A 23,676-nucleotide genomic window follows, 5' to 3' on the forward strand; every position below is an offset into this window, starting at 1 on the left:
TATAAGATAAGATTTTTTATCCTTGCGAACGCTGTCTTATTGCTTCATACAAAATAACACCTGCAGAAACCGACACGTTTAACGAACTGATTTCACCAATCATAGGTATTTTAGCCAAATGATTAGCCATTCTCATGATTTCATTTGAAATACCCTCATCCTCAGCCCCCATTACAATAGCCGTTGGTGTTGTATAGTCCGGAACATATATTAAATCGTTCGTTTTTTCTGTACAAGCCACAATTTGCAAACCACATTCCTGTAAAAACAAAGCTATTTTTTGAAGATTCGGATGTCTGCATACCGGTATGGTAAATAAAGCTCCTGCTGATGTTTTAATAGCATCAGCATTGATTTGCGCAGAATTTTTAGTTGGTACAACTATAGCATGAACACCTGCACACGCTGCAGTTCTAGCTATCGCTCCCATATTTCTTACATCCGTAATTCCATCAAGAATCAACACCAAAGGTGTTTCTCCTTTTTCGTAAATCATAGGAATAATGTCTTCAATTTTTTGAAAAGTAATCGATGAAATTACAGCAATCACACCTTGATGATTTTTTTGGGTCATCCGGTTCAATTTCTCTACAGGAACATTATGTATCGGTGCATCAACCTCTTTTAGCAGCTGTTTTAGCTCCAGTATAATCTCACCAGTTAAATTCCTTTGTATATAAATAGTCTCTATATCTTTACCAGCCTTAATAGCCTCTATTACTGCACGTATACCAAATACGAACTCATTATTTTCTTTAGGTCTGGTAGACCTTCTTGAGTTTTCCATCTTCATAAAATTGAAGCGCAAAAATAGCTCAAAAATTGCTATTAATTTAACCTAATTTTTATGAGCAAGTGTTTTGCTTATCAACATCTTGCTGTTAGCAAATTATTCAAATTCATAAGAGACATACCAAAATGAAAGTATTTTAGTTGTGGGAATGTTCATAAAGAATTCAAGAAGGGACCTAATTTTTGTCTATTTTTGTATCCATGAGCAGCGATAACGGAATTCAAGGACAAGATAAGGCAAACTTTACAGCGCGTAAAAATAGATTAAGCAATTCTATGACTACGATGGGGAAAATCCCACCGCAGGCTATCGACCTTGAAGAAGCCGTTCTTGGTGCATTAATGCTTGAAAAAGACGCACTATCGACTGTAATTGATATTCTAAAGCCCGAAGTATTTTATCATGAAGGGCACAAAAAGATTTTTGAAGCTATTCAAGGGCTTTTCCAGAAATCTAAACCAGTTGATATTTTAACTGTTACTTCTGAACTAAGAACGCTGGGACAATTAGAAATGATTGGTGGCGCGTATTATATTACCAACCTAACCAACAGAGTAGCTTCTGCTGCTAACATAGAATTCCACGCACGTATTATTTCTCAAAAGTATATTCAGAGAGAACTGATCAGAATCTCTTCGGAAATTATCCAGAATGCTTACGAGGATACTACCGATATATTCGATTTACTGGATCATGCAGAGAAAAACTTATTTGATATTGCTCAGAATAACTTAAGAAGAGATACTCAAAAGATGGATGAGATTGTAAAGCAATCTTTAGCCACTTTAGAGGCGCTTCGTGGCAAGAGTGATGGTTTAACTGGTGTACCATCAGGCTTTACCGATCTTGATCGTATTACAGGTGGATGGCAACCATCAGATTTAGTAATTATTGCGGCTCGTCCGGCAATGGGTAAAACCGCATTCGTTCTAACCTGTGCACGTAACGCAGCTGTACAATTTAAAAGACCTGTTGTAGTATTCTCATTAGAGATGTCGTCTGTTCAGCTGGTAAATCGTTTGATTTCCGGGGAAACTGAGATTGAGCAGGAGAAAATCAGAAAAGGAAACCTCGCAGAGTGGGAATGGCAACAACTTCATAGTAAAATAGGAACCTTAACAGAAGCTCCTCTACTAATAGATGATACCCCTGCGCTTAACATATTCGAATTTAGAGCAAAATGCAGAAGGCTAAAATCTCAATATGATTTACAACTAATCATCATCGATTATTTGCAGCTAATGCATGGTAAAGGAGAAGGACAAAGTGGTGGTGGTAACAGGGAGCAGGAAATTGGCAGTATATCAAGAGCGCTTAAATCTGTAGCCAAAGAACTAAATGTACCCGTACTAGCCTTATCCCAGTTAAGTCGTGCAGTAGAGAGTAGACCAGGTGTGAACGGAAAACGACCAATGCTTTCAGATTTACGTGAATCCGGATCTATTGAGCAGGATGCCGATATGGTGTTGTTCTTATACAGACCGGAATATTATGGCATCACAGAAGATGAGCAAGGGCGATCACAAGCCGGCGTTGGTGAGGTAATTATTGCAAAACACCGTAACGGTGAAACCGGAATTGTGCCACTACGCTTTATTGGTAAGTATGTAAAATTTGCGGATTTGGAAGAGAGTTTCTCTGCACCTACCTCATTCTCAATGGATAGCCCTGGCGCTGGAATGCATCCTTCACAAGATTTTGACAGACCTGCAGGAAATGTAATCATTAAACCGTCACGTATGGATGACATGCATGATGAAGATGCACCTTTCTAATAAGACTAACTTTTATTCCTACAAGAAGTAACCTAATAATATCCCGCCAAGAACAATAAAAGGCGGGCTTATTTTGGTGAAATTCAAAATAAGAAAGGTGGTTATCAAAACAGCTATAGCTGTATAATCCAATCCTATTGGCTTTACAAGCAAAATAAATGCTGCAATAATAAAGCCAACACTTACGGCATTTATACCTGATAGTGAGTATTTAATACGTGTTATCTTTTTAAGGTCTTCCCAAAAAGGAACAATAAATAACACCAGGATCAACCCTGGCAAGTTTATTCCTAAAACAGCTACTACCCCTCCAAGTATCTGACCGGTTACTCCGTAACCAAAGTTCCTCATACTTAGTGCACCAACATAACTTGTAAATGAGAATGTTGGCCCGGGTAAAGCCTGCTGCAACGCAAAACCAGATAAGAATCCTGAAGAGTGCAGATAATGCTTCATTTGCACAAACTCAGTAAACATAAGAGGGACAAGCACTTGCCCACCACCAAAAATAAAAATACCATTACGGTAAAAATTCTCAAACAACCTTATTGGCAAACTAAACGGAGAAGTACGGTTAATAACAGCACCTAATAAGGCTAGAAACAACAGTACTCCAACAAAATAAACCAGCTTTTTACGGTTTATATTTGAAAACAACTTTACCCTGATTTCGCTTTCCTCTTTGGGAGCATCGAGTGCCGATGAGATCATCCCCCCTATTAAAATAGCCATTGGAAACACGTAAGCATTCCTCAATACAAGCGTCGCAATTACCGCAGAAATGGCAAGAAATATAGATAATTGAGAAACAAGAACTCGCCTTGAAAGATTATATGCACCAAATGCCACTATACCTAATGCTATTGGCTGTATATATTCCAGTATCTGGACAAATTTTTCTTTATGATCTATCTTTGCAAAACTGATTGCTGCAAAAGTCATAATGGCGGCAGAAGGAAAAATCCAGATTAAAAAAGTTATTAAGGAAAGCTTTAGCCCTCCTACTTTATAAGCAATGCCTACAAGCGTTTGAGTAGATGCAGGGCCAGGTAGCACCTGCGCTAAAGCATTCAGTTCCAAAAGCTCTTCTTCAGTAATATACCTTGCGTCCTTAACAAAGTACTTTAGCAATAATGCAAGGTGAGCCTGTGCACCTCCAAAAGCAGTAAATGTGAATAGAATCACATTTCTTATAAACAAAAGTTGCTTCTTATTGCTCACTCGTTTAAAAACTAGTCATCTTCATAATCTAATCCTGCAGCTGAATTATATGCCCCTTGTAGTTCAGAAAAAGCATGCATATCTCTTTTATTTTTGGCAGCAACCATGCCTTTTTGATATATTTTTATACCCTCATCAGTTTTCCCTGTTTTCTCGTACAGTTTCCCTAAATGATAATAGGTTCCCACATAATCAGGGTGTTCTGCTACAAGTTTCAAATAATATTCAAATGCCCTTTCTGAGTCATTCGCTGAATTATATTCTGTTGCAAGGGCATACAAAACGAAGGGATCATTGGGATCGCTCTCTAAAAAATTTAATAGTTTGTCTAAACGGGTACTTTGCATTTTTAATCCCTGCTTTTTTAATTAGATTTGCAAAAAGACAATTTTAGCTAAAATAGCTTCATTACCTTTAAAACAAATTTATACATATGAAAATATTAGTTTGTATCAGTAATGTGCCCGACACAACAACAAAAATAACTTTTACTAACGATAATACACAATTCAATACCTCAGGTGTACAATTTATTGTTAACCCATATGATGAGATTGCCTTATCAAGAGCTATTGAACTTTGTGAAGGTGGTAAAGGAACGGTAACCGTAGTTAATGTTGGAGAAAGCCAAACAGACCCAACCATAAGAAAAGCCTTAGCTATTGGCGCTGATGATGCAGTTAGAATTAATGCAGCTCCAAGAGATGCTTATTTTACCGCTTACCAGATAGCAGAATATGCTAAAACTACTGAATTTGACATGATACTTTGTGGCCGTGAATCTATTGATTATAATGGATCTCAGGTTGCTGCGATGATTGGTGAATTCCTTGACATTCCATCTATTTCTATCATCAAAAAATTAGACTATGATGGAACAACAGCAACATTAGAACGCGAAATTGAAGGTGGAAAAGAAGTTATTTCTGTAACTGGCAAGTTTATTGCAAGTTGTTCAGAAGGAACTGCTGAACCTAAAATCCCGAATATGAGAGGCATTATGTCTGCAAGAACTAAACCTCTTGTTGTTATTGAAGCTAAAGATATTGAACAAGTTGCAAAAGTTCAACAATTCGAAACTCCTCCTCCTCGTGGCACAGTTAAACTGGTTCCGGCTGAAGAGACTGCTAAATTAATTGACTTATTACATCAGGAAGCTAAAGTAATCTAACTGGAGTTCTATTTCAGAATTTAAAAAATATTTAATAAAGATCGTATGTCAGTTTTAGTATATGTAGAACAAGTAGATGGCAAATTTAAGAAGTCTGTTTTTGAAGCAGTATCTTATGCAAAAGCCATTGCAGATAAACAAGGAAGTAATTTAACCGCTGTATCTATTGGTAATGTTGATGAAAGTGAACTTAAAGCATTAGGTAAATACGGAGCTTCTAAAGTTTTAAATGTTTCTAATGATCAGCTTAAGAATTTCGTAAATCAAGCATATGCTTCAATTATAGCTGAAGCAGCAAAAAAAGAAAGCGCAGATATTATTGTACTTTCTAACTCTTTCTCAGGAAAAGGTTTGGCTCCTCGTATAGCTGTTAAACTTAAAGCCGGATTAGTAGATGGCGCTGTAGAATTACCTCAATTAGATGGGGGGAAGTTCTTAGTTAAAAAAACAGCCTTTTCAGGTAAAGCTTTTGCAATCACAGAATTAACTTCTGCAGTTAAAATTATTGCATTAAATCCAAATGCTTTTGGCGTTAAAGAATCTGCAGTTGAAGCGGCTGTTGAAGCATTTAGCCCAGAGATTAAAGCTACAGACCTTAGCGCTATCGTTAAAGAAATAGTAAGAGCAACAAATAAAGTATCTTTACCTGATGCAGAAATTGTAGTTTCGGGTGGAAGAGGATTAAAAGGTCCTGAAAACTGGGGAATGATTGAAGAGTTAGCTGGCCTTCTTGGTGCAGCAACTGCTTGCTCGAAACCAGTTTCTGATGCTGATTGGAGACCACATTCAGAGCACGTTGGTCAGACAGGTATTGCTATCAGTCCAAACTTATATATTGCAATTGGTATATCAGGTGCGATCCAACATTTGGCAGGTGTTAGTTCATCTAAAGTTATTGTTGTAATCAACAAAGATCCTGAAGCTCCTTTCTTTAAAGTGGCTGATTACGGAATTGTTGGTGACGCATTTGAAGTTGTTCCAAAATTAATAGAAGCATTAAAAGCACATAAAAGTTAATTAAATACCCGGCAAACCTATTTTGCCGGGTATTATTTAATATGAAAAAAGTAAAACTCGATATTGTTGGTTTATCCTATAGCCAAACTCAATCAGGAGCTTACGCTCTGGTTCTTGGCGAAGTAAACGGAAGAAGACGTTTGCCTATAATTATTGGTGCATTTGAAGCTCAGGCTATTGCAATAGAAATAGAAAAAATGACACCAAGCAGGCCTTTAACTCATGACCTGTTTAAAACATTTGCCCAAACTTATAACATCCAAATAGAGGAAGTTTTAATTTATAATCTGGTAGAGGGCGTGTTTTTTGCAAAACTAATTTGCACCGATGGTGAAACTACTCATGAAATAGATGCGCGTACATCTGATGCAATAGCTTTGGCTGTTCGTTTTAATGCGGCAATTTATACTTATGAGTTCATTTTATCTTCAGCAGGAATTGTAATTGAAGGAAATGATTTCTTGTTTCTCGAAAACATAGATGCGATTCCTAAAGAACAAGGTTCAGAAGACATCAGTACTTCTATTCCTGGTAGCAACTACAAATCTTTAAGTATGGAAGAGCTTCAGCAAAAACTTCAGGAAGCTATTTTTGAAGAAGCATATGAAAAAGCTGCAAGAATTCGTGATGAAATAAATAAGAGAAATTCGGCATAACAATTTTAAAATAGTTCTATATTCAACTATTACTTTCAAAACCAACTAAACTATTATTTATGAATGTTAAGTTTCGCTTAACTCTAATGAATTTCTTGCAATTCTTTATATGGGGTTCCTGGCTCATTACTATTGGAGTTTATTGGTTTCAAAATAAAAGGTGGTCTGGCTCTGAATTTGGGGCAATCTTTTCAACCATGGGTATTTCGGCTATTTTTATGCCTGCACTTATGGGTATTATTTCAGATCGCTTTATTAATGCGGAAAAACTCTACGGAATTTTACATATCCTAGGTGCCGTAAGTTTATTCTCTTTACCATTAGTAGATAATCCAACAACATTTTTTTGGGTTATACTGGTAAACATGTTCTTTTACATGCCAACTCTCTCTCTCTCTATTACAGTTGCTTATTCAGCATTAAAAAGTAACCAGAAAGATGTTGTAAGGGACTATCCGCCTATCAGGATTTGGGGAACTATTGGATTTATTGCTGCACTCTGGGTGGTAAGTCTTTCAGGAAATGAAGCTTCTTCTAATCAATTTTATATTGCCTCTGCCGTTTCTTTGGCTTTAGGTATTTATGCTTTTACATTACCAAAATGTCCACCTCTAGCAAACAGGATTGATTCAAAGTCATTTGTTGATGCCTTAGGTCTAAGAGCTTTTACTTTATTTAAGCAAAAGAAGTTCGCAGTATTTTTCTTTTTCTCTATGTTTTTAGGTGCTGCCCTTCAGCTTACAAATGCTTACGGTGATACTTTTTTACATGATTTCAAGAATATCCCGGAGTATGAAAATTTACTAGCAGTAAAGTATCCGGCAATTATCATGTCTATTTCCCAAATCTCTGAGACATTGTTTATTCTCGCAATTCCATTTTTCCTAAGAAAATTTGGAATCAAATATGTAATGTTGTTAAGTATGTTAGCATGGGTACTAAGATTTGGTCTTTTCGCTTTTGCTGATCCGGCAGGAGGCTTGTGGATGATCATCTTATCATGTATCGTTTATGGTATGGCTTTCGACTTTTTCAATATTTCAGGTTCGCTATTTATGGAAACTCAAATTGATGCCACAATAAGAGGTAGTGCTCAAGGATTGTTCATGATGATGGTAAATGGCTTTGGAGCACTTTTTGGAAGCTTTACTAGCGGAGTAATTATAGATAAGTTTTTTACATACGCCGACCATAGTAAGAACTGGCATGGAATATGGATTACTTTTGCATCGTATGCACTGCTGTTAGCAATTCTATTTCCTTTCATTTTCAAATATAAACATAACCGTGCTGAGGAGTCAGCAATAAAGGCAATGGGCCACTAGCCCCCATTACTGTAAAAATTCTGAGTTAACGTTTTTAATAAATCTATGTCAACAGGTAAATATAGAAAAGAACACAACTGCCTTAATTGTGGACAAATTGTAGAAAAGCATTATTGTAGCAACTGCGGACAACCCAACCTCGAGCTTAAAGAAAATTTCTGGCAATTTATTAGTCATAGCATTGCCCATTATTTCCATTTCGACAATAAGTTTTTTCAGACGTTAGTCCCTCTACTTACTAAACCCGGGCAAGTTACATTAGATTATTTAGCCGGAAAAAGAGCAAGATATATTAATCCGATTAGTATGTACATCTTTGTTTCTATTGTGTATTTTATTGTTGTACCAAATAAATTGGAGCACAAAGAAGAAACAGTAGAATTTCATTCTTCCAATAAGGACTCTAAAAGATCAGCTGCGAAACAGATAAGTGAATCAATAGAAGATAAGGACATTGATGATGACTCATTTATAGGAAAATCAACAAGCTACTTACAAAGAAAACTTGATCTATCCGATTTTAGATCCCTCAGCTTCACAGAACAGCAAGATAAAATCAACCAACTTATTCATAGAAAAGATAGTTTAAAGACTGAAGAATATGACGATGTATTAGAGTCTTATCAAAAATACCACATCATCAAACAAGATAGTACCTATAGTGCATACCTGTTAAGACAGCAAAAATTAAAGGAATCAGATCGTGATTCCTGGATCGACAGGATTTTAAAGAAACGGGAAATTGCTATAAACCAAAAATCAGCATCGGGAAATTGGTCTGTAAAAGAAGAGCTTGAGCATTATCGTCCTAAGCAATACTTCCTACTAATGCCTTTATTAGCTTTATTTATTATGTGGAACTTTAGAAGAAACCACATCTATTACTTGGATCACCTTATATTTACGATACATGGAACAACTGCCTTTTTTATTACTCAGATAGTAACAGTTCCATTAAGGAGAGACTTATTTGGGACAGGATCTACAATTAGTGACCTTATCAAGTGGGCGGTAATTATTGGAATTATCTGGTATCTCTATCAGGCGTTAACTGTATTCTATCAGCGTTCCAGAAAAGTGACCATCAAGAAAATGATAACATTGACTTTCTTATACATGATGGCGGCGTTTATTTCTGAATGGGTTATAGAACGATTTATTTACTACTTTGTATAAATAAAAAAACCTTAGCTGATTGGCTAAGGTTTTTTTATTTAAGATATATGTTTTAATCTATTTTCTTTCTTCTATACCAACAAATTCTCTATTGGTATGACCTACATATATTTGACGAGGGCGACCTATAGGCTCTTTGTTTTCATGCATTTCTTTCCACTGAGCAATCCATCCTGGTAAACGACCAAGTGCAAAAAGAACAGTAAACATATCCGTTGGGAATCCTAATGCTCTGTAAATGATACCTGAGTAAAAGTCAACATTAGGATAAAGCTTACGCTCAACAAAATATGAATCACTTAATGCTGCTTCTTCCAATTTTTTGGCAATTTCTAAAACTGGATCATCAATACCAAGTTTCTCTAAAATATCGTCGCATGCTTTTTTAATGATTTTTGCTCTTGGATCAAAGTTTTTGTAAACCCTATGACCAAAGCCCATCATACGAAAAGGATCATTTTTATCTTTTGCTTTATTGATCCACTTTTCTGTATCACCGCCATCCTCTTTAATGAGTTCTAACATCTCAATTACAGCTTGGTTTGCTCCACCATGCAATGGGCCCCATAGGGCATCAATACCTGCAGAAACAGAAGCATATAAATTACAGTCAGAAGAACCTACCATTCTTACAGTTGATGCAGAACAGTTTTGTTCGTGGTCAGCATGTAGAATTAGTAAAGTATTCATTGCACTAACAACTACAGGATCAATTTCTATTTCTTCAGTACGTTGTCCGAAGATCATATTTAAGAAATTGCTCACGTAATCGAACTTATTTTTAGGATAAATAAGTGGGTGACCTAATGATTTTTTATAAATGAAAGATACAATTGTAGGGAATTTAGCCAACAACTTAATCATTGTTAAATCCATCGTTTCTGGTGATGAATTTGCATTTAATGACTCAGGGTAAAATGTTGACAATGAACATACCAATGAAGACAATTGCGCCATTGGGTGAGATTTTGAAGGGTAACCATCAAGAAACTTCTTCATATCCTCATGAATTAGCGTATGTCTGCTAATTTGCGCTTGAAAATCGTTTAGCTCAGCTTGTTTAGGTAAATCGCCATATATAAGCAAATATGCTACTTCAAGAAATGTTGATTTTTCTGCTAACTCTTCAATAGGGTAACCACGATATTTTAGGATTCCTTTTTCTCCATCGAGAAAAGTAATGGCACTTTTTGTTGACCCTGTATTTTTGTAACCAAAATCTAAAGTGATATGCCCCGTTAAATCTCTAAGTTTGGAAATATCTATCGCCTTCTCTCCTTCGGAACCTGTTATAACCGGGAATTGGTACACCTTCCCATCAATCTTAATTTCTGCAATATCTGACATATATATATCTTAAATTTATAATAAACAAAACTAACTAATCCTTTTCTATTAGCATTTAATCATGTATAACAAAGCTGTTAAATTATTATTAAATGTGGGTCAAAATCAAGTAAGATTAATAATCTACTTACTGCTTTTGATCTCTTCTAAAACTGCACCACAATCCATCATTTCATCCCCATAATAAGGATTTTGAATCTGTTTTTCAGAAGCAAGCCAATCCCCCCCTTCACCTTTATTGGCCATAGGGCAATGTTGAACATAAATAGAACCCTTTTTTAAATCGGCATGTTTAAACATGGCAATCACATCTGAGCTTAAATAAGTGAATTCTTTTCTTTGGCCAGCGATATCCTTTGCTGTTTCTATTTTTTCTGCAATTACTGCCGTGTTCTCACAACCTGGAAAACTGGCTAAAATAGTTTTTAGTTCTGTAGCAGCTTTCTTAGCATCCTCAAATTTAGATTCTACCAATGCATCTTTTAAATAGATATAACCGTTATAAATGTTTTGAACTTTACTATCGGCTAATTCAACAACAGCTGTAGTTACTACCTTCTTTTCAGATAAGGTATCTGTTGAAGCTTCTGTATTTTTTTTATCTGTATTTGTACAAGACAGAGCAATAAACAGAACCCCGACCGCAAGATATTTTTTCATACTTTATCTATATTTTTCATGAATCAACGAACCTATTAATAGTTCTAAAACAGCAAAAGCATGCTTATATAGCCCTAAAATAGCCTCATCACTTTGTTTTGTGGTTAAAATACCCATTTTTATTCTAAATAACTAAAAAACCCTTTGAAAAAATCAAAGGGTTCAAATAAATTATTCTATTTCAGCATTATAATTTACTTAACAGGGCTTTCAATTTATAGTTTGGTTATTACAACTTAAATCCGTAAGCTATACGTAAAGCTACATGTCCTAAATCTCCTTTTGAAAGACCTTCATACTTTACACCTAAGTCCAAACCACTACTAAAAGCATACCCAACAGCCGGCGAGTAAAGGAAAGAAGTTCCGGAACCTTTAGTAACACCAAAACCTGCCCCTATTTCACCCAATCCATAAAGTCCTGAACCAGTTTCATCAAAGAATACTTTTACACCTGCTTTTACTGGGATGTAACCAAAATCAGGCACATCAAATCCTCCAACTGTTTTTCCAAGAAAATGAGTATAACCAGCGGTTACCGGAATTGATACTTGTTTTGAAACATCAAATTGTAAACGGGCATCTGCACCAACCGCAAAGCTATAACCATCGGTTGTGGGTACTCCCAAATTAACTCCAACACCTAATTTTTGAGCACTAGCATTAGTAGTGAAGAACAACGCCACCGCAGCTACTGCAGTAGCAAAGAATTTTGTAGAATTTTTCATTTTTTGATCGTTTATTTAAATTTAGTGTATAGCTTTTTACTATACATTTAAACATTTACAAATTGCATGCCATTGAGCTAATATTTACTTTTATAAACTGCTACCACTTCTTCAAATACTTCATCAGAATTCAATTCCGTATTAAACCAATTTATCTTAATCCCATCCTTCTCCATTTTTCTAAAAAATGTCATTTGGCGTTTTGCAAATTGACATATTGCAATAGCAAGTCTTTCTTTTAATTCAGAATAACTAAGCTCATTAGAAAGATAAGCCACAATAAATTTATACTCTAAACCATAAAATATCAGGTCTTCTTTAGTAACTCCTTCGTCAAGCAATCTCCTAACCTCATCAATCATTCCTTCACTAAACCTAAGTTCAAGACGATTGATCACTTTTTGTCTGCGAAGTTCCACATCTGAAGTTAAACCAATAACCAGAGGATCAATCTTAGGTCTTTCAATAATCTGCAAGTCGTTATGTCTAAGATACTCTGCAATCTCAATCGCCCTGATCATTCTTTTATGAGATGACTGGTCGGCTTGCTTTGTCAATTCAGATGGGTAACTAGACAACCTTGCTCTTAACAATTCTATATCCAATTCTTTTAAAGTGTCTCTTAATTCATGATTTACAGGTATGGCAGTATATTCATGATTTTGAAGAATACTATGAACATACATTCCCGTTCCCCCACAAAGTATAGGTAGAACATGTTTATCTGTTAAGACTTTATAAATCTTATAAAAGTCTTCCTTAAATTCATTTACATTATATCTTTCACCAGCCAGCTTATGATCTATCAAGTGATATGGAATAGCTCTTCCATTAATTAAATATTCATTGAGATCTTTACCTGTACCGATATCCATCCCTTTAAAGACCTGCCTGCTATCCGCACTAATAACCTCTCCGTTTAAGGATTCGGCTAGTCTAACAGCTAATTTGGTTTTACCTGATGCAGTTGGACCTAGTATAACTATTAAAGGATTTTGATGCATTATAAGTATAAAATATATTTTAAATTCCCTGTATTATAAATCTTTATATATTCATCACCAATCAAAGAACCGTCACTATTAACGGGTAATCGATGAGAAAAATACCTCACCAAAGTATCTCGCTTCAACCATATCTCTGCAGGTGGTGTAATATCGGTAAGCTTAAAACCTGATTGCTCATAAGCCCTCCCTAAGGACGAATCCCTATCTGCATAGCTCATTACATCATCAGGATTAAAAGTCTGAATAAAATGCTTTAGCAACTTACTAAAGCCACCTATTACAGTAAATCCAGTTAAAGACGCAAAACGGATCAACTCAGCAGATCTATACCCCGGCTTAAGACCTTTCATATATCTCAGATTACTGAAACAACCTACCGTAATAAGCTGATCATCCAAATTTAAACCAAATTTATATTTAGATTTCGCTGATGCCTGTAAATGGTTTTCATTCAAGAAATCATCAGCTTCCTTTTGCGTAATAGGAACAATTTTGGTTTTGCGCGCATGTATTCGCTTATTCAATCCAAGAATAGAAGAAATCCGCCCTATCACCTGTGCTTTTCTCGTTGCCCATATATCTTCCCATAAATGAACCAGGAAAATATCTTTCAATTGATACGCTTCCTGTAAGGCAACAAGATCTTCAGGACGGCAGGTATTTTCGAATGAAATGCAATTTACAACAACATTTCCAAAACCAACCGATAACAAACAATAATCTGGCGATTCAATATAATCTGTAGTAACACCAATATTCTTAAAACTGGCAATTACATCATCTTGCCAAACCTGTGCTATACCCAACCCTTCTCTTTATAAAGTTTAAACCCCGCTGCAAGCGCATCTTCAATTTCAGACATCAATGTATCATCAAGTTTTTTGATATGGAAGCACGACTTCCCTTTCAGCAATTTAAGCAAATTGGGGTCAAAAATCTTTTTCATATCCGGTTCAGCGTAAACGGGCATATAGTAAAAACCAACATGCCCTTTTTGAATGGTTACACTCGCAAAAAAAACTTCATTCTTTTTTTTGCCTTCAATAACCACATTTTTATCACTCCACAGATCAAACGAAGTCTCACTGTTTACTCTATTACTAAAACCCACAGTAGCGTAAGGCTGCAGCGACGCCCTAATGGTTTGAAAAATTTCTACAAAATCAGTTTTCATTGTTTTAAGTTATAGATGACTACCATATAAACAACACCTATTTATTGATATTGTTTAATATTATAAGTTATCGGCCAACCACCATTTACTCGAAGGGTAATTTCCATTTAAAATTACTGATTCACCCATTAAAGGTGTAGTGATTTTTAGGCCTTCTTCATCTGCCTTATTTACTACTCTTATAATTGGTTCATTCCAATCGTGCATAGCTAACTTAAACTTACCCCAGTGAACCGGCAACAGAACCTTTGCTTTTAAATCTAAGGCAGCCTGAACGGTTTGCTCTGGAAACATGTGTATTAAAGGCCAGTAAGCATTATACTGCCCACACTCCAATATTGCAATATCAAATGGACCGTATTGCTCTCCTGCACTCTTAAAATGCGTATCATATCCAGAGTCACCCCCTAAATACAATTTATCTTTTGAAGTTTGCAGAACAAATGCAGACCACACTGTTTGATTTCTTTTAAATACCCTTCCGGTAAAATGACGAGCAGGAAGAGCGGTAAATTTCAGACTACTCTGAACAGTTTCTTCTCCCCACGACAATTCCGTAATCTTGCTTGCCGGAACACCCCAATGTTCTAAATGCGATCCTACACCTAACGAAACAATAAATCGGCTGGTTTTATCCTTTAGCTTTAATATAGCTTCATAATCCAAATGATCGTAGTGGTCGTGCGTGATCAATACCACATCCAACTCCGGGAAATCTTCAGCTTTCACAAAATCAGTTCCCAGAAACCTTTTACTACCAATAAAAGAAATTGGAGAAGGCCTTTCACTTAACACCGGATCTACCAGTATATTTTGTCCATCAGTTTGTACCAAATAAGAAGAATGTCCAAACCAGGTAATCTTAGTCTCTGCATCATTTTGTGTAAAATCAGGTTTTACAGTAGGAAGAGCATTTTTAGGAGCTCCCTTATCATTTCCTTTCAACATTCCTTTTATCATGTCCCAATAACTTACGTCATCAGGCTTCATAGGTGTTGGAGATAAGTTTTCTAACCCACCGTCCTTATAATTAGGAAGCTTCTTTATCCGTTCTAAACGAGCCCCTTCAGGCACGCGCCCGAAAATGGGAAAGCTAAGCACCCAAACTGTAGTCAAAGCAAGTAAAGCAATAATAATCAATATGGAATACATAATTTTCCTTTTCATTATTTTAGTTAAAAAACGAATATACTTACAAAAAAGCAACCTGTTAACTCACTTTTTCAACAGGCTTGTCCTCTTTAGCAAACTTCTCAGCCAAACCAGCTCCCGACTGCAACAACTCATTTGTAATCGTCCTTGTATAATCTGTGATTTCAGCTTTAAAATCTGCCACAGATGCTCCTGATCGGATTTCTTCTAATCTCTTCTCCCACTGACCAGTTAATTCTGCCTGAGCTATTTTCTGATCCTTTACCACATCATAAACAGCCAGCCCCTTAGTAGTAGGCACCAGATTTCTTTTTTCTCTGACAATGTACTCTCTGTTAATCAGCGTTTCAATAATAGCAGCCCTGGTAGCCGGAGTACCCAAGCCACTATCCTTCATTGCATACCTCAACTCCTCATCCTCAATATCCTTTCCAGAGGTCTCAAGAGCCTTTAATAAAGATGCTTCATTGTACAAAGCTTTAGGCTTAGTTTGTTTCTCCAGCAAAGCTTTATTTACAATTGGAAGCTCCTCGCCTGCCTTTACTTTTGGTAAAGATGGATTTTCCTCATCCTTTTTATCGTCATCCGACTCGTTAAATACCGATCTCCAGCCTGCAGAGCGAATTACCGTTCCATTTGCCATAAAAACAGAGCCTGTCTCAATGGTTATCTTAGTGATCTCTTTTATACATTCCTGATGGAAGGCCTCAAGCATTCTTCCAACTACCATATCATAAATGGCTTGTTTATCACCACTCAATTGATAAGGAGATTCTCCTGTAGGCAAAATAGCATGGTGATCCGTTACCTTCTTAGCATTTACGCTTCTCTTGTTTAATGTCGCAGTCGACAGAAAATCAGCCTGCTTACCAAAGTCCTTATGATCTTTTAGTTTATCTATCAGGTTAGGGACTCCTGCAAATACATCATCACCAATATATCTACTACCGGTACGCGGATAAGTAACCAATTTACTCTCATACAAGCCTTGTAACAAGTTCAAAGTCTGATCGGCTGTAAATCCTTTGCGCTTATTCGCTTCTTGCTGTAAGCTGCTTAAATCATGTAGTAAGGGAGGTGGTTCTTTCCTTGGCTTCGCCTCAACGGTTAAAATCTTACCACCATTCGGAAAGCCAGCAGCAACGTCCTCTATTTTTGCAAACAGCTCTTCAGCTTCTTCTTTCTTATCGAAGTTGTTTACAGAGATCGCCTTAAATAGCTGACCATCCTTATCCAACTGTATTGCAAGCTGATAATAAAGTTGCGGAACAAAATTCTTTATCTCCAGAAAGCGAGAGCAAATCATTGCCAAAGTAGGTGTTTGAACCCTTCCCAATGAAAGTACCGACCGGGATCCTGCTGATATACTCAATGCCTGAGTAGCATTCATTCCTACTAACCAATCAGATTCCGATCTGCAATGTGCCGAATTGAAAAGTGTATCGTAATCGGTTCCCGGCTTTAAGTTTCTAAAGCCTTCTTTAATAGCCTCATCAGTTTGTGAGGAAATCCATAGCCTTTTAAAAGGTTTTTTACATTTCAAAAAGTAGTAGATATAGCGGAAAATGAGTTCACCTTCCCGCCCGGCATCCGTTGCCACTATAATCTCTGTAGCTTCATCAAATAGCTTTTTAATGATATCCAGTTGTTTTCTAACTCCAGGATCTTCAACCAGGCCATCCTTAGTTTTTATTTTCCTGATGCCAAGCTTAAATTTTTTAGGAAGCATCGGCAAATGTTGCCTTCTCCATCCAATAAAGCCATACTCCTGAGGTGGAGCCAATTGAAGCAAATGCCCGAATGCCCAGGTAAAAGAATACCCCTTCCCCTCTATATAACCGTCTTTTTTTGTAGTAGCGCCGAAGACTTTAGCCAACTCACGCCCCACAGAAGGCTTCTCTGCAATAACAATCTTCATAATTATTCAAAAATATCTATACCAACTTTAAACGTATTGCAATGCGCATCAACTATATCCTTAATATCAGGCGAATATCCTCCGCCCATACTTACCTGAACAGGTAGATCGTTGTCCTTGCAAAATTGCAATATCATTCTATCTCTTTCCATACACGCTGCTTTAGATAAAGCAAGCTTGCCCAATTTATCACTCTTAAGCACATCTACTCCCGATAAATAAAACACAAAATCAGGTTTGTACTCTAATAACCCGGGCAAACAAGCACTTAACTTATTTAAATACATTTCATCTTCAATTCCATCTTCCAGTGCTATATCCAAATCAGATTGCTCCTTTCTAAACGGAAAATTTTTATCACCATGCATAGAAAATGTAAACACACGAGGCTCATTATAAAAGATCTCGGCAGTTCCATTTCCCTGATGCACATCTAAATCTATAATTAAGATTCGACTAGCTAAACCATTATTCAACAGATAATTGGAAGCAATAGCCTGATCATTTAACAAACAAAACCCCTCGCCCCAATTACTGCCTGCATGATGTGTACCACCAGCAACATTAAAAGCTATCCCATACTGCCTTGCAAACATGGCACCATCAATAGTGCCCTGTGCAATTCTCAATTCACGCTCTACCAATTGCGCTGTTAAAGGAAAACCAATCCTCCTTTGCTCCTTTGCAGGAAGCGTTAAATCCCTGAGTTGCTTCCAATACTCAGCCTTGTGGCTCAGTAAAATCACGTCCTCACTCACTACATCTGGAGCAAACAGGTTATTGTTCCTAATCAGAGCCTGATGCAGTAGCTGCTCCGGGATTAACTCATACTTCAGCATAGGAAAGCGATGCCCCTCTGGTAAAGGATGCGCAAACAAGGGATGCCAGGCAATATTGATCATTTTATCGCAATATCTGCCCTACATGCTTTTCAATGTTATCACAAATCTCATCGACCGGCAAATCATTAGCATCTACCCCAAATGGGTTCTCAATCTCTTCAGCAATGAGCTCCAAACTGGCCAGTACATACAATATAAATGGCACAATAGGAACCACAAAGTAACCTAAGCTAAACACCCAGCCAAACGGCAAAGTGATTACATAAATGAAGATGAATTTCTTAATGAAAGCACTATAAGAATACGGAATAGGTGTATTCTTAATACGCTCACAACCACCACATATCTCAGTAAACTGCTGAACATCTGCGTTAAGTATAATTAACTGCTCCTGACTGACAGCACCCGTTGCTTGCAATTCAAATACTTTAGATGAAATACTGGCTGCAACCTGATTAGGAATGTGCTTACCTCCATCAACCTCAATTAGGAAACTGTTTTTACCGAAGTACTGTTTTTCTCTTAAATGCTCTTTTAAAGCAAAGGCGTATTTTGGAATACCATATTCGAAAAACTCTACATGCTCTTCCTTTAGTTTCAGTGCCTTTATCTTTATTGCAAAATTACGGCTCACATTTGTTAATGCCCCCAAAAGCCTTCTTCCTTCCCACCACCTGTCGTACGAAGTATTGGTTCTAAACACCAACAACATAGAGATCACAAAACCAAGCAGGTTGTGCATCATTCCTATATTTTTCACATAAGTACTCTCAGACAATTTTAGGTAGTTAAGTTCTAAAAAAGCAATTAAGCCCGAAAAGACCGCAACACTAACCATCAGCGGCCACAGCTTTCTAATTGTATCCGCTTTATGTATGTGAAAGATAAAAGTGAACCAATCTTTTGGATTATAGTTTATCATATTAAAATCTCTTAATTGTACTAAAGAATGTCTTTGCTGATCTGCAACAATAGTTCTCCAGTACGAAATACATCCTCAAATGAATTATATAAAGGAACCGGACTTAGCCTAATCACATTAGGTTCTCTCCAATCGCCAAGAACATTATTTGCTACTAATTTCTCGAAAATCTCTTTTCCTTTTTGCTTTGCAATAATTGAAACCTGCGCCCCACGGTCATTCTCATCCAGAGGAGTTATAATTTCAAATTGCATATAATTTAAACTCTTATTCACCTCATTTATAATATAAAACAAATAAGATGTTAAAGCTTTACTTTTACTTCTTAGCGGACCAATAAACCCTGCCTTTTCAAAAATTTGCAGTGATGCAAAGTGCAAAGCCATAGGCATTACCTGAGTACAACTTACCTGCCAACCATCAGCACCAGCCTCGGGCACAAAGCCCTTCTCCATCTTAAATCGTTGGTCTTCCTGATATCCCCACCACCCTGCAAAGCGACTCAATGTGGTATCCGAAAAATGCTTTTCATGAACAAAAATACCACTGATACCTCCGGGTCCTGAATTTTGATACTTGTAAGAACACCAGCAAGCAAAGTCAACATTCCAGTCGTGCAATTTCAAAGGAACATTACCTGCCGCATGAGCCAGATCAAAGCCTACAACGGCTCCAATTGCCTGCCCAGCCTTAGTTATTGCTTCCATATCAAACCACTGACCTGTAAAGTAATTTACACCTCCAAACAGCACCAAAGCCAGCTCATCTCCCTGCTCCGCAATCTGAGCCAATATATCTTCTATTTTTAAAGTATGTTCCCCTACTCTTGGCGCTACCTCAACAATAGCATCATTTGGATCATACCCATGAAAACGAACCTGACTTTCAATTGCATACTGATCTGACGGAAAGGCACCTGCCTCCATGATGATTTTAAAACGTCCCTTAACCGGCTTGTAAAAACTAACCATCAACAAATGCAAGTTGACAGTTAAAGTGTTCATCGGACAAACCTCTTTAACACTTGCCCCAACCAATGGTCCCATCAGTTTTTTTAGCTCCTTGTGATAAAACATCCAAGGGCTATCACCTTCAAACCAACCCTCTACAGCGAGGTTATGCCAGTTATTAAGCTGCTCATCCAAAACCTCACGTGCAGCTTTAGGTTGCAAACCTAAAGAATTACCACACAGATAAATAAAGGGTTTACCATTTTGTTGTGGAAACAAGAAATCATTCCTAAAACCACTAAGCGGATCAGCATGATCCAGGCTTTGGGCAAAGGTTAAAGTGTTCTCATAGTTCATCGATTCAAATATCAATAAAAAAGGCTGATAATTAAATCAACCGTTCCATTTGTTATCAACAATAGTAGTTTTACCACCTATAAAAATCTATTCTATTTGTTTGGCTTGCTTACAAATTTATTCCCCTTAACGTAATAACGCCATGGCAACAAAGCATGATCCTCAGAATAATCAACACCAACTCTAGCCGAAGCAACGATCTGATCTTCACCGAAGATCAACCCATCATCCTCAATCCATATCTCATCGCCCAGCAGATCTCTAGCATTTAAACTTTTATTTATCCCCAGTGCTTTAGAAAGCGCTCCTGGTCCTGCAGTAATATTTGGCTTTAAAGAAACCATGTTCCTCCTGCGAAGCATTACATCTATCCCTTCAAAAGGCTCAATTCCTCTTATTAAAACAGCATGAGGTGTTCCTTTTGAAGCTGTAACCACATTAAAGAGATAATGAATTCCGTAACACAGATAAACATAAGACAAACCACCCTCCTCGTACATCACTTTGGTACGGTCAGTAAAACGACCTCCATAAGCGTGAGAAGCCTTGTCTTCAACTCCATTATAAGCCTCTGTTTCAACTATCATACCTCCTGTTAATTCACCATCAACCCTGGTAAACAACAGCTTGCCCAATAACTGAACAGCAAGATCATTTACATCAGTATTCTGATAAAAAGAAAAAGGTAATTTAGACATCTAATAAACTAACTATTTCCTTTAAGTATTTAGCATCAATATCATCAAAATGAGAAAGATATTCACTATCTACATCCAAGACACCAATCACTTCACCTTTAATAAAAACAGGCAAAACAATCTCCGATCTTGATGCAGAAGCACAGGCAATATGCCCCGGAAATTCATCTACATCTGGCACTACAAGAACCTCTTCCTTTTGCCATGAAGCACCACAAACGCCCTTCCCCTTTTTAATTCTCGTACAAGCCACTGGCCCCTGAAAAGGACCAAGCACCAGCTCATCACCCTTAACCAAATAAAAACCTACCCAAAACCACTTAAACTGCTCCTTTAAAGCTGCTGCGATATTAGCCAGATTTGCAATCTGATCATCCTCTCCGGTTACCAATCCCTTGATTTGAGGGATTAAAGAAAGATACTGCTCTTCTTTACTAATATCGGTTATTATACGTAAATCCTCTGCCATTTTAGTCTATGTAAATGAACTGCAAAAGTACAAAACCAAGAACTCAATACTGCCATCAATGGGTAAAAGCATAATTAAAATCCCTAAATTTGCAGTTTTAACTACCATATTAATCATAAAGATGAATAAGAAGACCTTAATCCTCACTTCACTCCTTGCGCTCGGGATAATCCAATCGGGTTACAAGCCTTGGGAAGAAGGAATGTTTCCTTTAAGCGAAATCCATAAACTTGACCTAAAAAAAGTAGGCTTAAAAATTGACCAGAACGCCATCTACAATCCAAAAGGTATCAGCCTTGTAGATGCACTTGTAAATGTTGGCGGCTGCTCCGGATCTTTCGTTTCAAATGAAGGCTTAATCATCACCAACCACCATTGCGCATTTAGCGCAGTACAACTAGCCAGCACAAAAGAACACGACTACATAACCAATGGATTTGTTGCCAAAACACGTGAACAGGAAATTGAGGCAAAAGGCTTAACCTGCCGTATAACTGATAGTTATGACGACGTATCAGACAAAGTACTAGGTTCTGTAGCGCAGATAGAAGACCCTGCTTCGAGATTAAAAATAATAAACGATGTAATGAAAAACATCGCACTCGAAGCAGAAAAGAAAGACCCAAGTATCAAAGCTGAAGTTTCGGAAATGTTTATCGGAAAAACCTATGTGTTATTCCGATACAAAACGATTCAAGACGTTAGACTTGTATACGTACCAAACAGACAAATCGGCGAATTTGGAGGCGAAACAGACAACTGGGTATGGCCTCGCCACACCGGAGACTTTTCTTTCATGCGTGCTTATGTAGCTCCAGACGGCTCTCCGGCAAAGTTTTCAAAAGACAATGTACCATACACCCCTAAGAAATTCTTAAAAGTAAATGCAAAAGGTACAAATGAAAATGATTTCGTGTTTATTTTAGGTTACCCAGGCAAAACGTTCCGCCATCGCCCTGCAGCCTTTATTGAGTACCAGGAAAAGTTTGTACTACCCTACGTATCTAACCTTTACGACTTCCAAAACTCAACCATGGAAACTGTCGGTAAAAAAGACAAAACCACTGAGATTAAACTAGCCACTCGTATTAAAAGAAACGCCAATACCTTAAAAAACTACAGAGGTAAAATGCAGGGTTTAAAAGGAATAGATCTTATTTCAAAAAAGAAAAAAGAAGAAGAAGAAGCGCTTATTCAATTCATAAACAGTAACGTTAAGACCAAAGCCAAATACGGAAACCTGATGAGTGAAATCGACAATCTGTACAAACTTATCAATAGCGATGCACAACGCGATCTTTGGCTTACACAGATTTACACTTCAACAAACCTGCTAACTGTTGCTAAAAACATAAACATCTTTAAAACAGCACTCAACGCCCAACCCGCAGCTCAGAAACAGGAATACTTTGACCAGAACATTCAAAAACTTAAGCAAACACTAACAAGCTCCTACGAGTCTTTCGAAATAGACGCAGATAGAATAATACTTAAAAGAATGCTTGAAGATGCAGCGCAGTTTAACTCCATCCAAAAAGTAACTGCGGTTAACAAAATCACTAGTAAAGGCGCCAACAGCAACGACGCTATAGATAAGTATATTGAGAACACCTTTGAACTAAGCAAGCTAAAAGAAGCCAATTACGTACTAAACACCCTGCTTCAATCACCAAAATCAATCTCTGCATATAATGATGGATTACTTCTTTTTGAAGATGATATCGCAAAACAGATCAATGAGTTAAAACCAGAAAAAGACCGCAGAGATGGGCTTTTAAACAAGCTTATGGGCGACTACGTAAACATCAAAGAGAAGTTCCTAAACAAAGACTTCATTCCAGATGCAAACAGCACGCTTAGGCTAACTTACGGCTATGTTAAAGGCTATTGGCCAGCAGATGCATCATACATGCGACCATACACCACCATTAAAGGGATACTTGAAAAAGGCACAACCGGAAATCCCGATTTCTCTTACCCAGAGCAAATAAAGGCGCTTTGGACAGCTAAAGATTTTGGCCCATACGCAAAGAAAGACCTTAACGACGTACCCGTTGCTTTTCTTTACAACATGGACACCACCGGAGGTAACTCCGGCTCACCAATTATGAATGCTTATGGCGAGTTGGTAGGTGTAAATTTTGACCGCGCTTACGGTGCTACAATAAACGACTATGCATGGAATGACAGCTACAGCAGATCAATTGGAGTAGACATCCGTTACGTATTATGGGTAGCTTCAAAAATTGACAAAGCTGATTTCCTTGTAAAAGAAATGGGCGTTAAATTTCAATAAACCGATTCAAAAAATCATTATAA

Annotated in this window: 23 protein-coding genes; 7 read left to right on the forward strand and 16 right to left on the reverse strand. The window is 37.2% G+C overall.

The window, feature by feature from the left end:
- Window positions 1-16: 16 nt before the first annotated feature.
- Window positions 17-787 (reverse strand): 23S rRNA (guanosine(2251)-2'-O)-methyltransferase RlmB, encoded by a 771-nt coding sequence (gene rlmB / locus J1905_RS08140; RefSeq protein WP_214226773.1) that lies wholly within the window; start codon window positions 785-787, stop codon window positions 17-19.
- A gap of 206 nt (window positions 788-993) precedes the next feature.
- Here rlmB and dnaB point away from each other — a divergent pair, with 206 nt between their 5' ends.
- A complete protein-coding gene (gene dnaB, locus J1905_RS08145) occupies window positions 994-2,568 on the forward strand; it encodes a replicative DNA helicase (RefSeq protein ID WP_214226774.1) in 1,575 nt (524 codons plus the stop codon).
- 18 nt (window positions 2,569-2,586) lie between these two features.
- On the opposite strand, the gene chrA is transcribed toward dnaB, so the two are convergent.
- Both chrA and J1905_RS08155 read right to left on the reverse strand, forming a co-directional pair.
- On the reverse strand, window positions 2,587-3,789 hold the full coding sequence (gene chrA, locus J1905_RS08150) for a chromate efflux transporter (RefSeq protein ID WP_350027971.1): 1,203 nt from the start codon (window positions 3,787-3,789) through the stop codon (window positions 2,587-2,589).
- An 11-nt stretch (window positions 3,790-3,800) separates the two neighbouring features.
- The gene (locus tag J1905_RS08155) at window positions 3,801-4,136 is read right to left on the reverse strand and encodes a tetratricopeptide repeat protein (protein ID WP_214226775.1); all 336 of its coding nucleotides are present in this window, start codon (window positions 4,134-4,136) and stop codon (window positions 3,801-3,803) included.
- An 86-nt stretch (window positions 4,137-4,222) separates the two neighbouring features.
- Between J1905_RS08155 and J1905_RS08160 the strand changes: the two genes are divergently transcribed.
- From J1905_RS08160 to J1905_RS08180, 5 genes are read left to right on the forward strand one after another with little or no spacing between them, the layout of a single operon-like run.
- Window positions 4,223-4,960, forward strand: a complete 738-nt coding sequence (locus J1905_RS08160) for an electron transfer flavoprotein subunit beta/FixA family protein (protein WP_214226776.1) — start codon at window positions 4,223-4,225, stop codon at window positions 4,958-4,960.
- A 45-nt stretch (window positions 4,961-5,005) separates the two neighbouring features.
- Window positions 5,006-5,977 (forward strand): electron transfer flavoprotein subunit alpha/FixB family protein, encoded by a 972-nt coding sequence (locus tag J1905_RS08165; protein WP_214226777.1) that lies wholly within the window; start codon window positions 5,006-5,008, stop codon window positions 5,975-5,977.
- Between the two features lie 41 nt (window positions 5,978-6,018).
- On the forward strand, window positions 6,019-6,633 hold the full coding sequence (locus J1905_RS08170) for a bifunctional nuclease family protein (RefSeq protein WP_214226778.1): 615 nt from the start codon (window positions 6,019-6,021) through the stop codon (window positions 6,631-6,633).
- Window positions 6,634-6,692: 59 nt separating this feature from the next.
- Entirely contained in the window at window positions 6,693-7,958 is a 1,266-nt protein-coding gene (locus tag J1905_RS08175; RefSeq protein WP_214226779.1) for a nucleoside permease, read from the forward strand.
- Window positions 7,959-8,003: 45 nt separating this feature from the next.
- The gene (locus J1905_RS08180; RefSeq protein ID WP_214226780.1) at window positions 8,004-9,134 is read left to right on the forward strand and encodes a DUF3667 domain-containing protein; all 1,131 of its coding nucleotides are present in this window, start codon (window positions 8,004-8,006) and stop codon (window positions 9,132-9,134) included.
- Between the two features lie 57 nt (window positions 9,135-9,191).
- Here J1905_RS08180 and J1905_RS08185 read toward each other — a convergent pair whose 3' ends face one another.
- From J1905_RS08185 to msrC, 13 genes are all read right to left on the reverse strand, one after another.
- A complete protein-coding gene (locus J1905_RS08185) occupies window positions 9,192-10,481 on the reverse strand; it encodes a citrate synthase (RefSeq protein ID WP_173089402.1) in 1,290 nt (429 codons plus the stop codon).
- A gap of 123 nt (window positions 10,482-10,604) precedes the next feature.
- A complete protein-coding gene (locus J1905_RS08190; RefSeq protein WP_214226781.1) occupies window positions 10,605-11,141 on the reverse strand; it encodes a DUF3347 domain-containing protein in 537 nt (178 codons plus the stop codon).
- Window positions 11,142-11,370: 229 nt separating this feature from the next.
- Entirely contained in the window at window positions 11,371-11,868 is a 498-nt protein-coding gene (locus J1905_RS08195; RefSeq protein WP_214226782.1) for a hypothetical protein, read from the reverse strand.
- A gap of 77 nt (window positions 11,869-11,945) precedes the next feature.
- Complete coding sequence (gene miaA / locus J1905_RS08200; protein ID WP_214226783.1) at window positions 11,946-12,872, reverse strand: tRNA (adenosine(37)-N6)-dimethylallyltransferase MiaA; 927 nt, start codon at window positions 12,870-12,872, stop codon at window positions 11,946-11,948.
- Window positions 12,872-13,681: a hypothetical protein gene (locus J1905_RS08205; RefSeq protein WP_214226784.1), complete on the reverse strand. Its 810-nt coding sequence runs from the start codon at window positions 13,679-13,681 to the stop codon at window positions 12,872-12,874. Before J1905_RS08205 ends, miaA begins: the two co-directional genes overlap by 1 nt.
- Window positions 13,672-14,049, reverse strand: a complete 378-nt coding sequence (locus tag J1905_RS08210; RefSeq protein ID WP_214226785.1) for a hypothetical protein — start codon at window positions 14,047-14,049, stop codon at window positions 13,672-13,674. Before J1905_RS08210 ends, J1905_RS08205 begins: the two co-directional genes overlap by 10 nt.
- Before the next feature lie 60 nt (window positions 14,050-14,109).
- Window positions 14,110-15,216, reverse strand: a complete 1,107-nt coding sequence (locus J1905_RS08215; protein ID WP_214226786.1) for an MBL fold metallo-hydrolase — start codon at window positions 15,214-15,216, stop codon at window positions 14,110-14,112.
- A gap of 43 nt (window positions 15,217-15,259) precedes the next feature.
- Window positions 15,260-17,119 carry a DNA topoisomerase III gene (gene topB / locus J1905_RS08220; protein ID WP_214226787.1) on the reverse strand — a complete coding sequence of 620 codons (1,860 nt, stop codon included), beginning with the start codon at window positions 17,117-17,119 and terminating at the stop codon, window positions 15,260-15,262.
- Between the two features lie 2 nt (window positions 17,120-17,121).
- Entirely contained in the window at window positions 17,122-18,021 is a 900-nt protein-coding gene (locus J1905_RS08225) for a histone deacetylase family protein (RefSeq protein ID WP_214226788.1), read from the reverse strand.
- 1 nt (window position 18,022) lies between these two features.
- Entirely contained in the window at window positions 18,023-18,883 is an 861-nt protein-coding gene (locus J1905_RS08230) for a bestrophin family protein (protein WP_214226789.1), read from the reverse strand.
- A 20-nt stretch (window positions 18,884-18,903) separates the two neighbouring features.
- Complete coding sequence (gene kynU, locus J1905_RS08235; protein ID WP_214226790.1) at window positions 18,904-20,190, reverse strand: kynureninase; 1,287 nt, start codon at window positions 20,188-20,190, stop codon at window positions 18,904-18,906.
- 92 nt (window positions 20,191-20,282) lie between these two features.
- Window positions 20,283-20,888: a DNA-3-methyladenine glycosylase gene (locus J1905_RS08240; protein ID WP_214226791.1), complete on the reverse strand. Its 606-nt coding sequence runs from the start codon at window positions 20,886-20,888 to the stop codon at window positions 20,283-20,285.
- Entirely contained in the window at window positions 20,881-21,357 is a 477-nt protein-coding gene (gene msrC / locus J1905_RS08245) for a free L-methionine (R)-S-oxide reductase MsrC (protein ID WP_214226792.1), read from the reverse strand. Before msrC ends, J1905_RS08240 begins: the two co-directional genes overlap by 8 nt.
- A 121-nt stretch (window positions 21,358-21,478) precedes the next feature.
- Here msrC and J1905_RS08250 point away from each other — a divergent pair, with 121 nt between their 5' ends.
- Window positions 21,479-23,653: a S46 family peptidase gene (locus J1905_RS08250; RefSeq protein WP_214226793.1), complete on the forward strand. Its 2,175-nt coding sequence runs from the start codon at window positions 21,479-21,481 to the stop codon at window positions 23,651-23,653.
- Window positions 23,654-23,676 lie beyond the last annotated feature (23 nt).

Origin of the sequence: Pedobacter sp. B4-66, assembly GCF_018492665.1 — a bacterium.
In the GTDB taxonomy this organism is placed as follows: Bacteria; Bacteroidota; Bacteroidia; order Sphingobacteriales; family Sphingobacteriaceae; genus Pedobacter.

Excerpts from the sequence above, each read along its gene's own strand:
- rlmB (WP_214226773.1), bottom strand. The coding sequence starts at position 787 with ATGGAAAACTCAAGAAGGTCTACCAGACCTAAAGAAAATAATGAGTTC.
- J1905_RS08195 (WP_214226782.1), bottom strand. The coding sequence starts at position 11,868 with ATGAAAAATTCTACAAAATTCTTTGCTACTGCAGTAGCTGCGGTGGCG.
- topB (WP_214226787.1), bottom strand. The coding sequence starts at position 17,119 with ATGAAGATTGTTATTGCAGAGAAGCCTTCTGTGGGGCGTGAGTTGGCT.
- J1905_RS08210 (WP_214226785.1), bottom strand. The coding sequence starts at position 14,049 with ATGAAAACTGATTTTGTAGAAATTTTTCAAACCATTAGGGCGTCGCTG.
- J1905_RS08180 (WP_214226780.1), top strand. The coding sequence starts at position 8,004 with ATGTCAACAGGTAAATATAGAAAAGAACACAACTGCCTTAATTGTGGA.
- J1905_RS08225 (WP_214226788.1), bottom strand. The coding sequence starts at position 18,021 with ATGATCAATATTGCCTGGCATCCCTTGTTTGCGCATCCTTTACCAGAG.
- J1905_RS08190 (WP_214226781.1), bottom strand. The coding sequence starts at position 11,141 with ATGAAAAAATATCTTGCGGTCGGGGTTCTGTTTATTGCTCTGTCTTGT.
- msrC (WP_214226792.1), bottom strand. The coding sequence starts at position 21,357 with ATGGCAGAGGATTTACGTATAATAACCGATATTAGTAAAGAAGAGCAG.
- J1905_RS08230 (WP_214226789.1), bottom strand. The coding sequence starts at position 18,883 with ATGATAAACTATAATCCAAAAGATTGGTTCACTTTTATCTTTCACATA.
- kynU (WP_214226790.1), bottom strand. The coding sequence starts at position 20,190 with ATGAACTATGAGAACACTTTAACCTTTGCCCAAAGCCTGGATCATGCT.
- J1905_RS08240 (WP_214226791.1), bottom strand. The coding sequence starts at position 20,888 with ATGTCTAAATTACCTTTTTCTTTTTATCAGAATACTGATGTAAATGAT.
- miaA (WP_214226783.1), bottom strand. The coding sequence starts at position 12,872 with ATGCATCAAAATCCTTTAATAGTTATACTAGGTCCAACTGCATCAGGT.
- J1905_RS08250 (WP_214226793.1), top strand. The coding sequence starts at position 21,479 with ATGAATAAGAAGACCTTAATCCTCACTTCACTCCTTGCGCTCGGGATA.
- J1905_RS08170 (WP_214226778.1), top strand. The coding sequence starts at position 6,019 with ATGAAAAAAGTAAAACTCGATATTGTTGGTTTATCCTATAGCCAAACT.
- J1905_RS08160 (WP_214226776.1), top strand. The coding sequence starts at position 4,223 with ATGAAAATATTAGTTTGTATCAGTAATGTGCCCGACACAACAACAAAA.
- J1905_RS08175 (WP_214226779.1), top strand. The coding sequence starts at position 6,693 with ATGAATGTTAAGTTTCGCTTAACTCTAATGAATTTCTTGCAATTCTTT.
- J1905_RS08185 (WP_173089402.1), bottom strand. The coding sequence starts at position 10,481 with ATGTCAGATATTGCAGAAATTAAGATTGATGGGAAGGTGTACCAATTC.
- J1905_RS08155 (WP_214226775.1), bottom strand. The coding sequence starts at position 4,136 with ATGCAAAGTACCCGTTTAGACAAACTATTAAATTTTTTAGAGAGCGAT.
- J1905_RS08215 (WP_214226786.1), bottom strand. The coding sequence starts at position 15,216 with ATGAAAAGGAAAATTATGTATTCCATATTGATTATTATTGCTTTACTT.
- dnaB (WP_214226774.1), top strand. The coding sequence starts at position 994 with ATGAGCAGCGATAACGGAATTCAAGGACAAGATAAGGCAAACTTTACA.
- J1905_RS08165 (WP_214226777.1), top strand. The coding sequence starts at position 5,006 with ATGTCAGTTTTAGTATATGTAGAACAAGTAGATGGCAAATTTAAGAAG.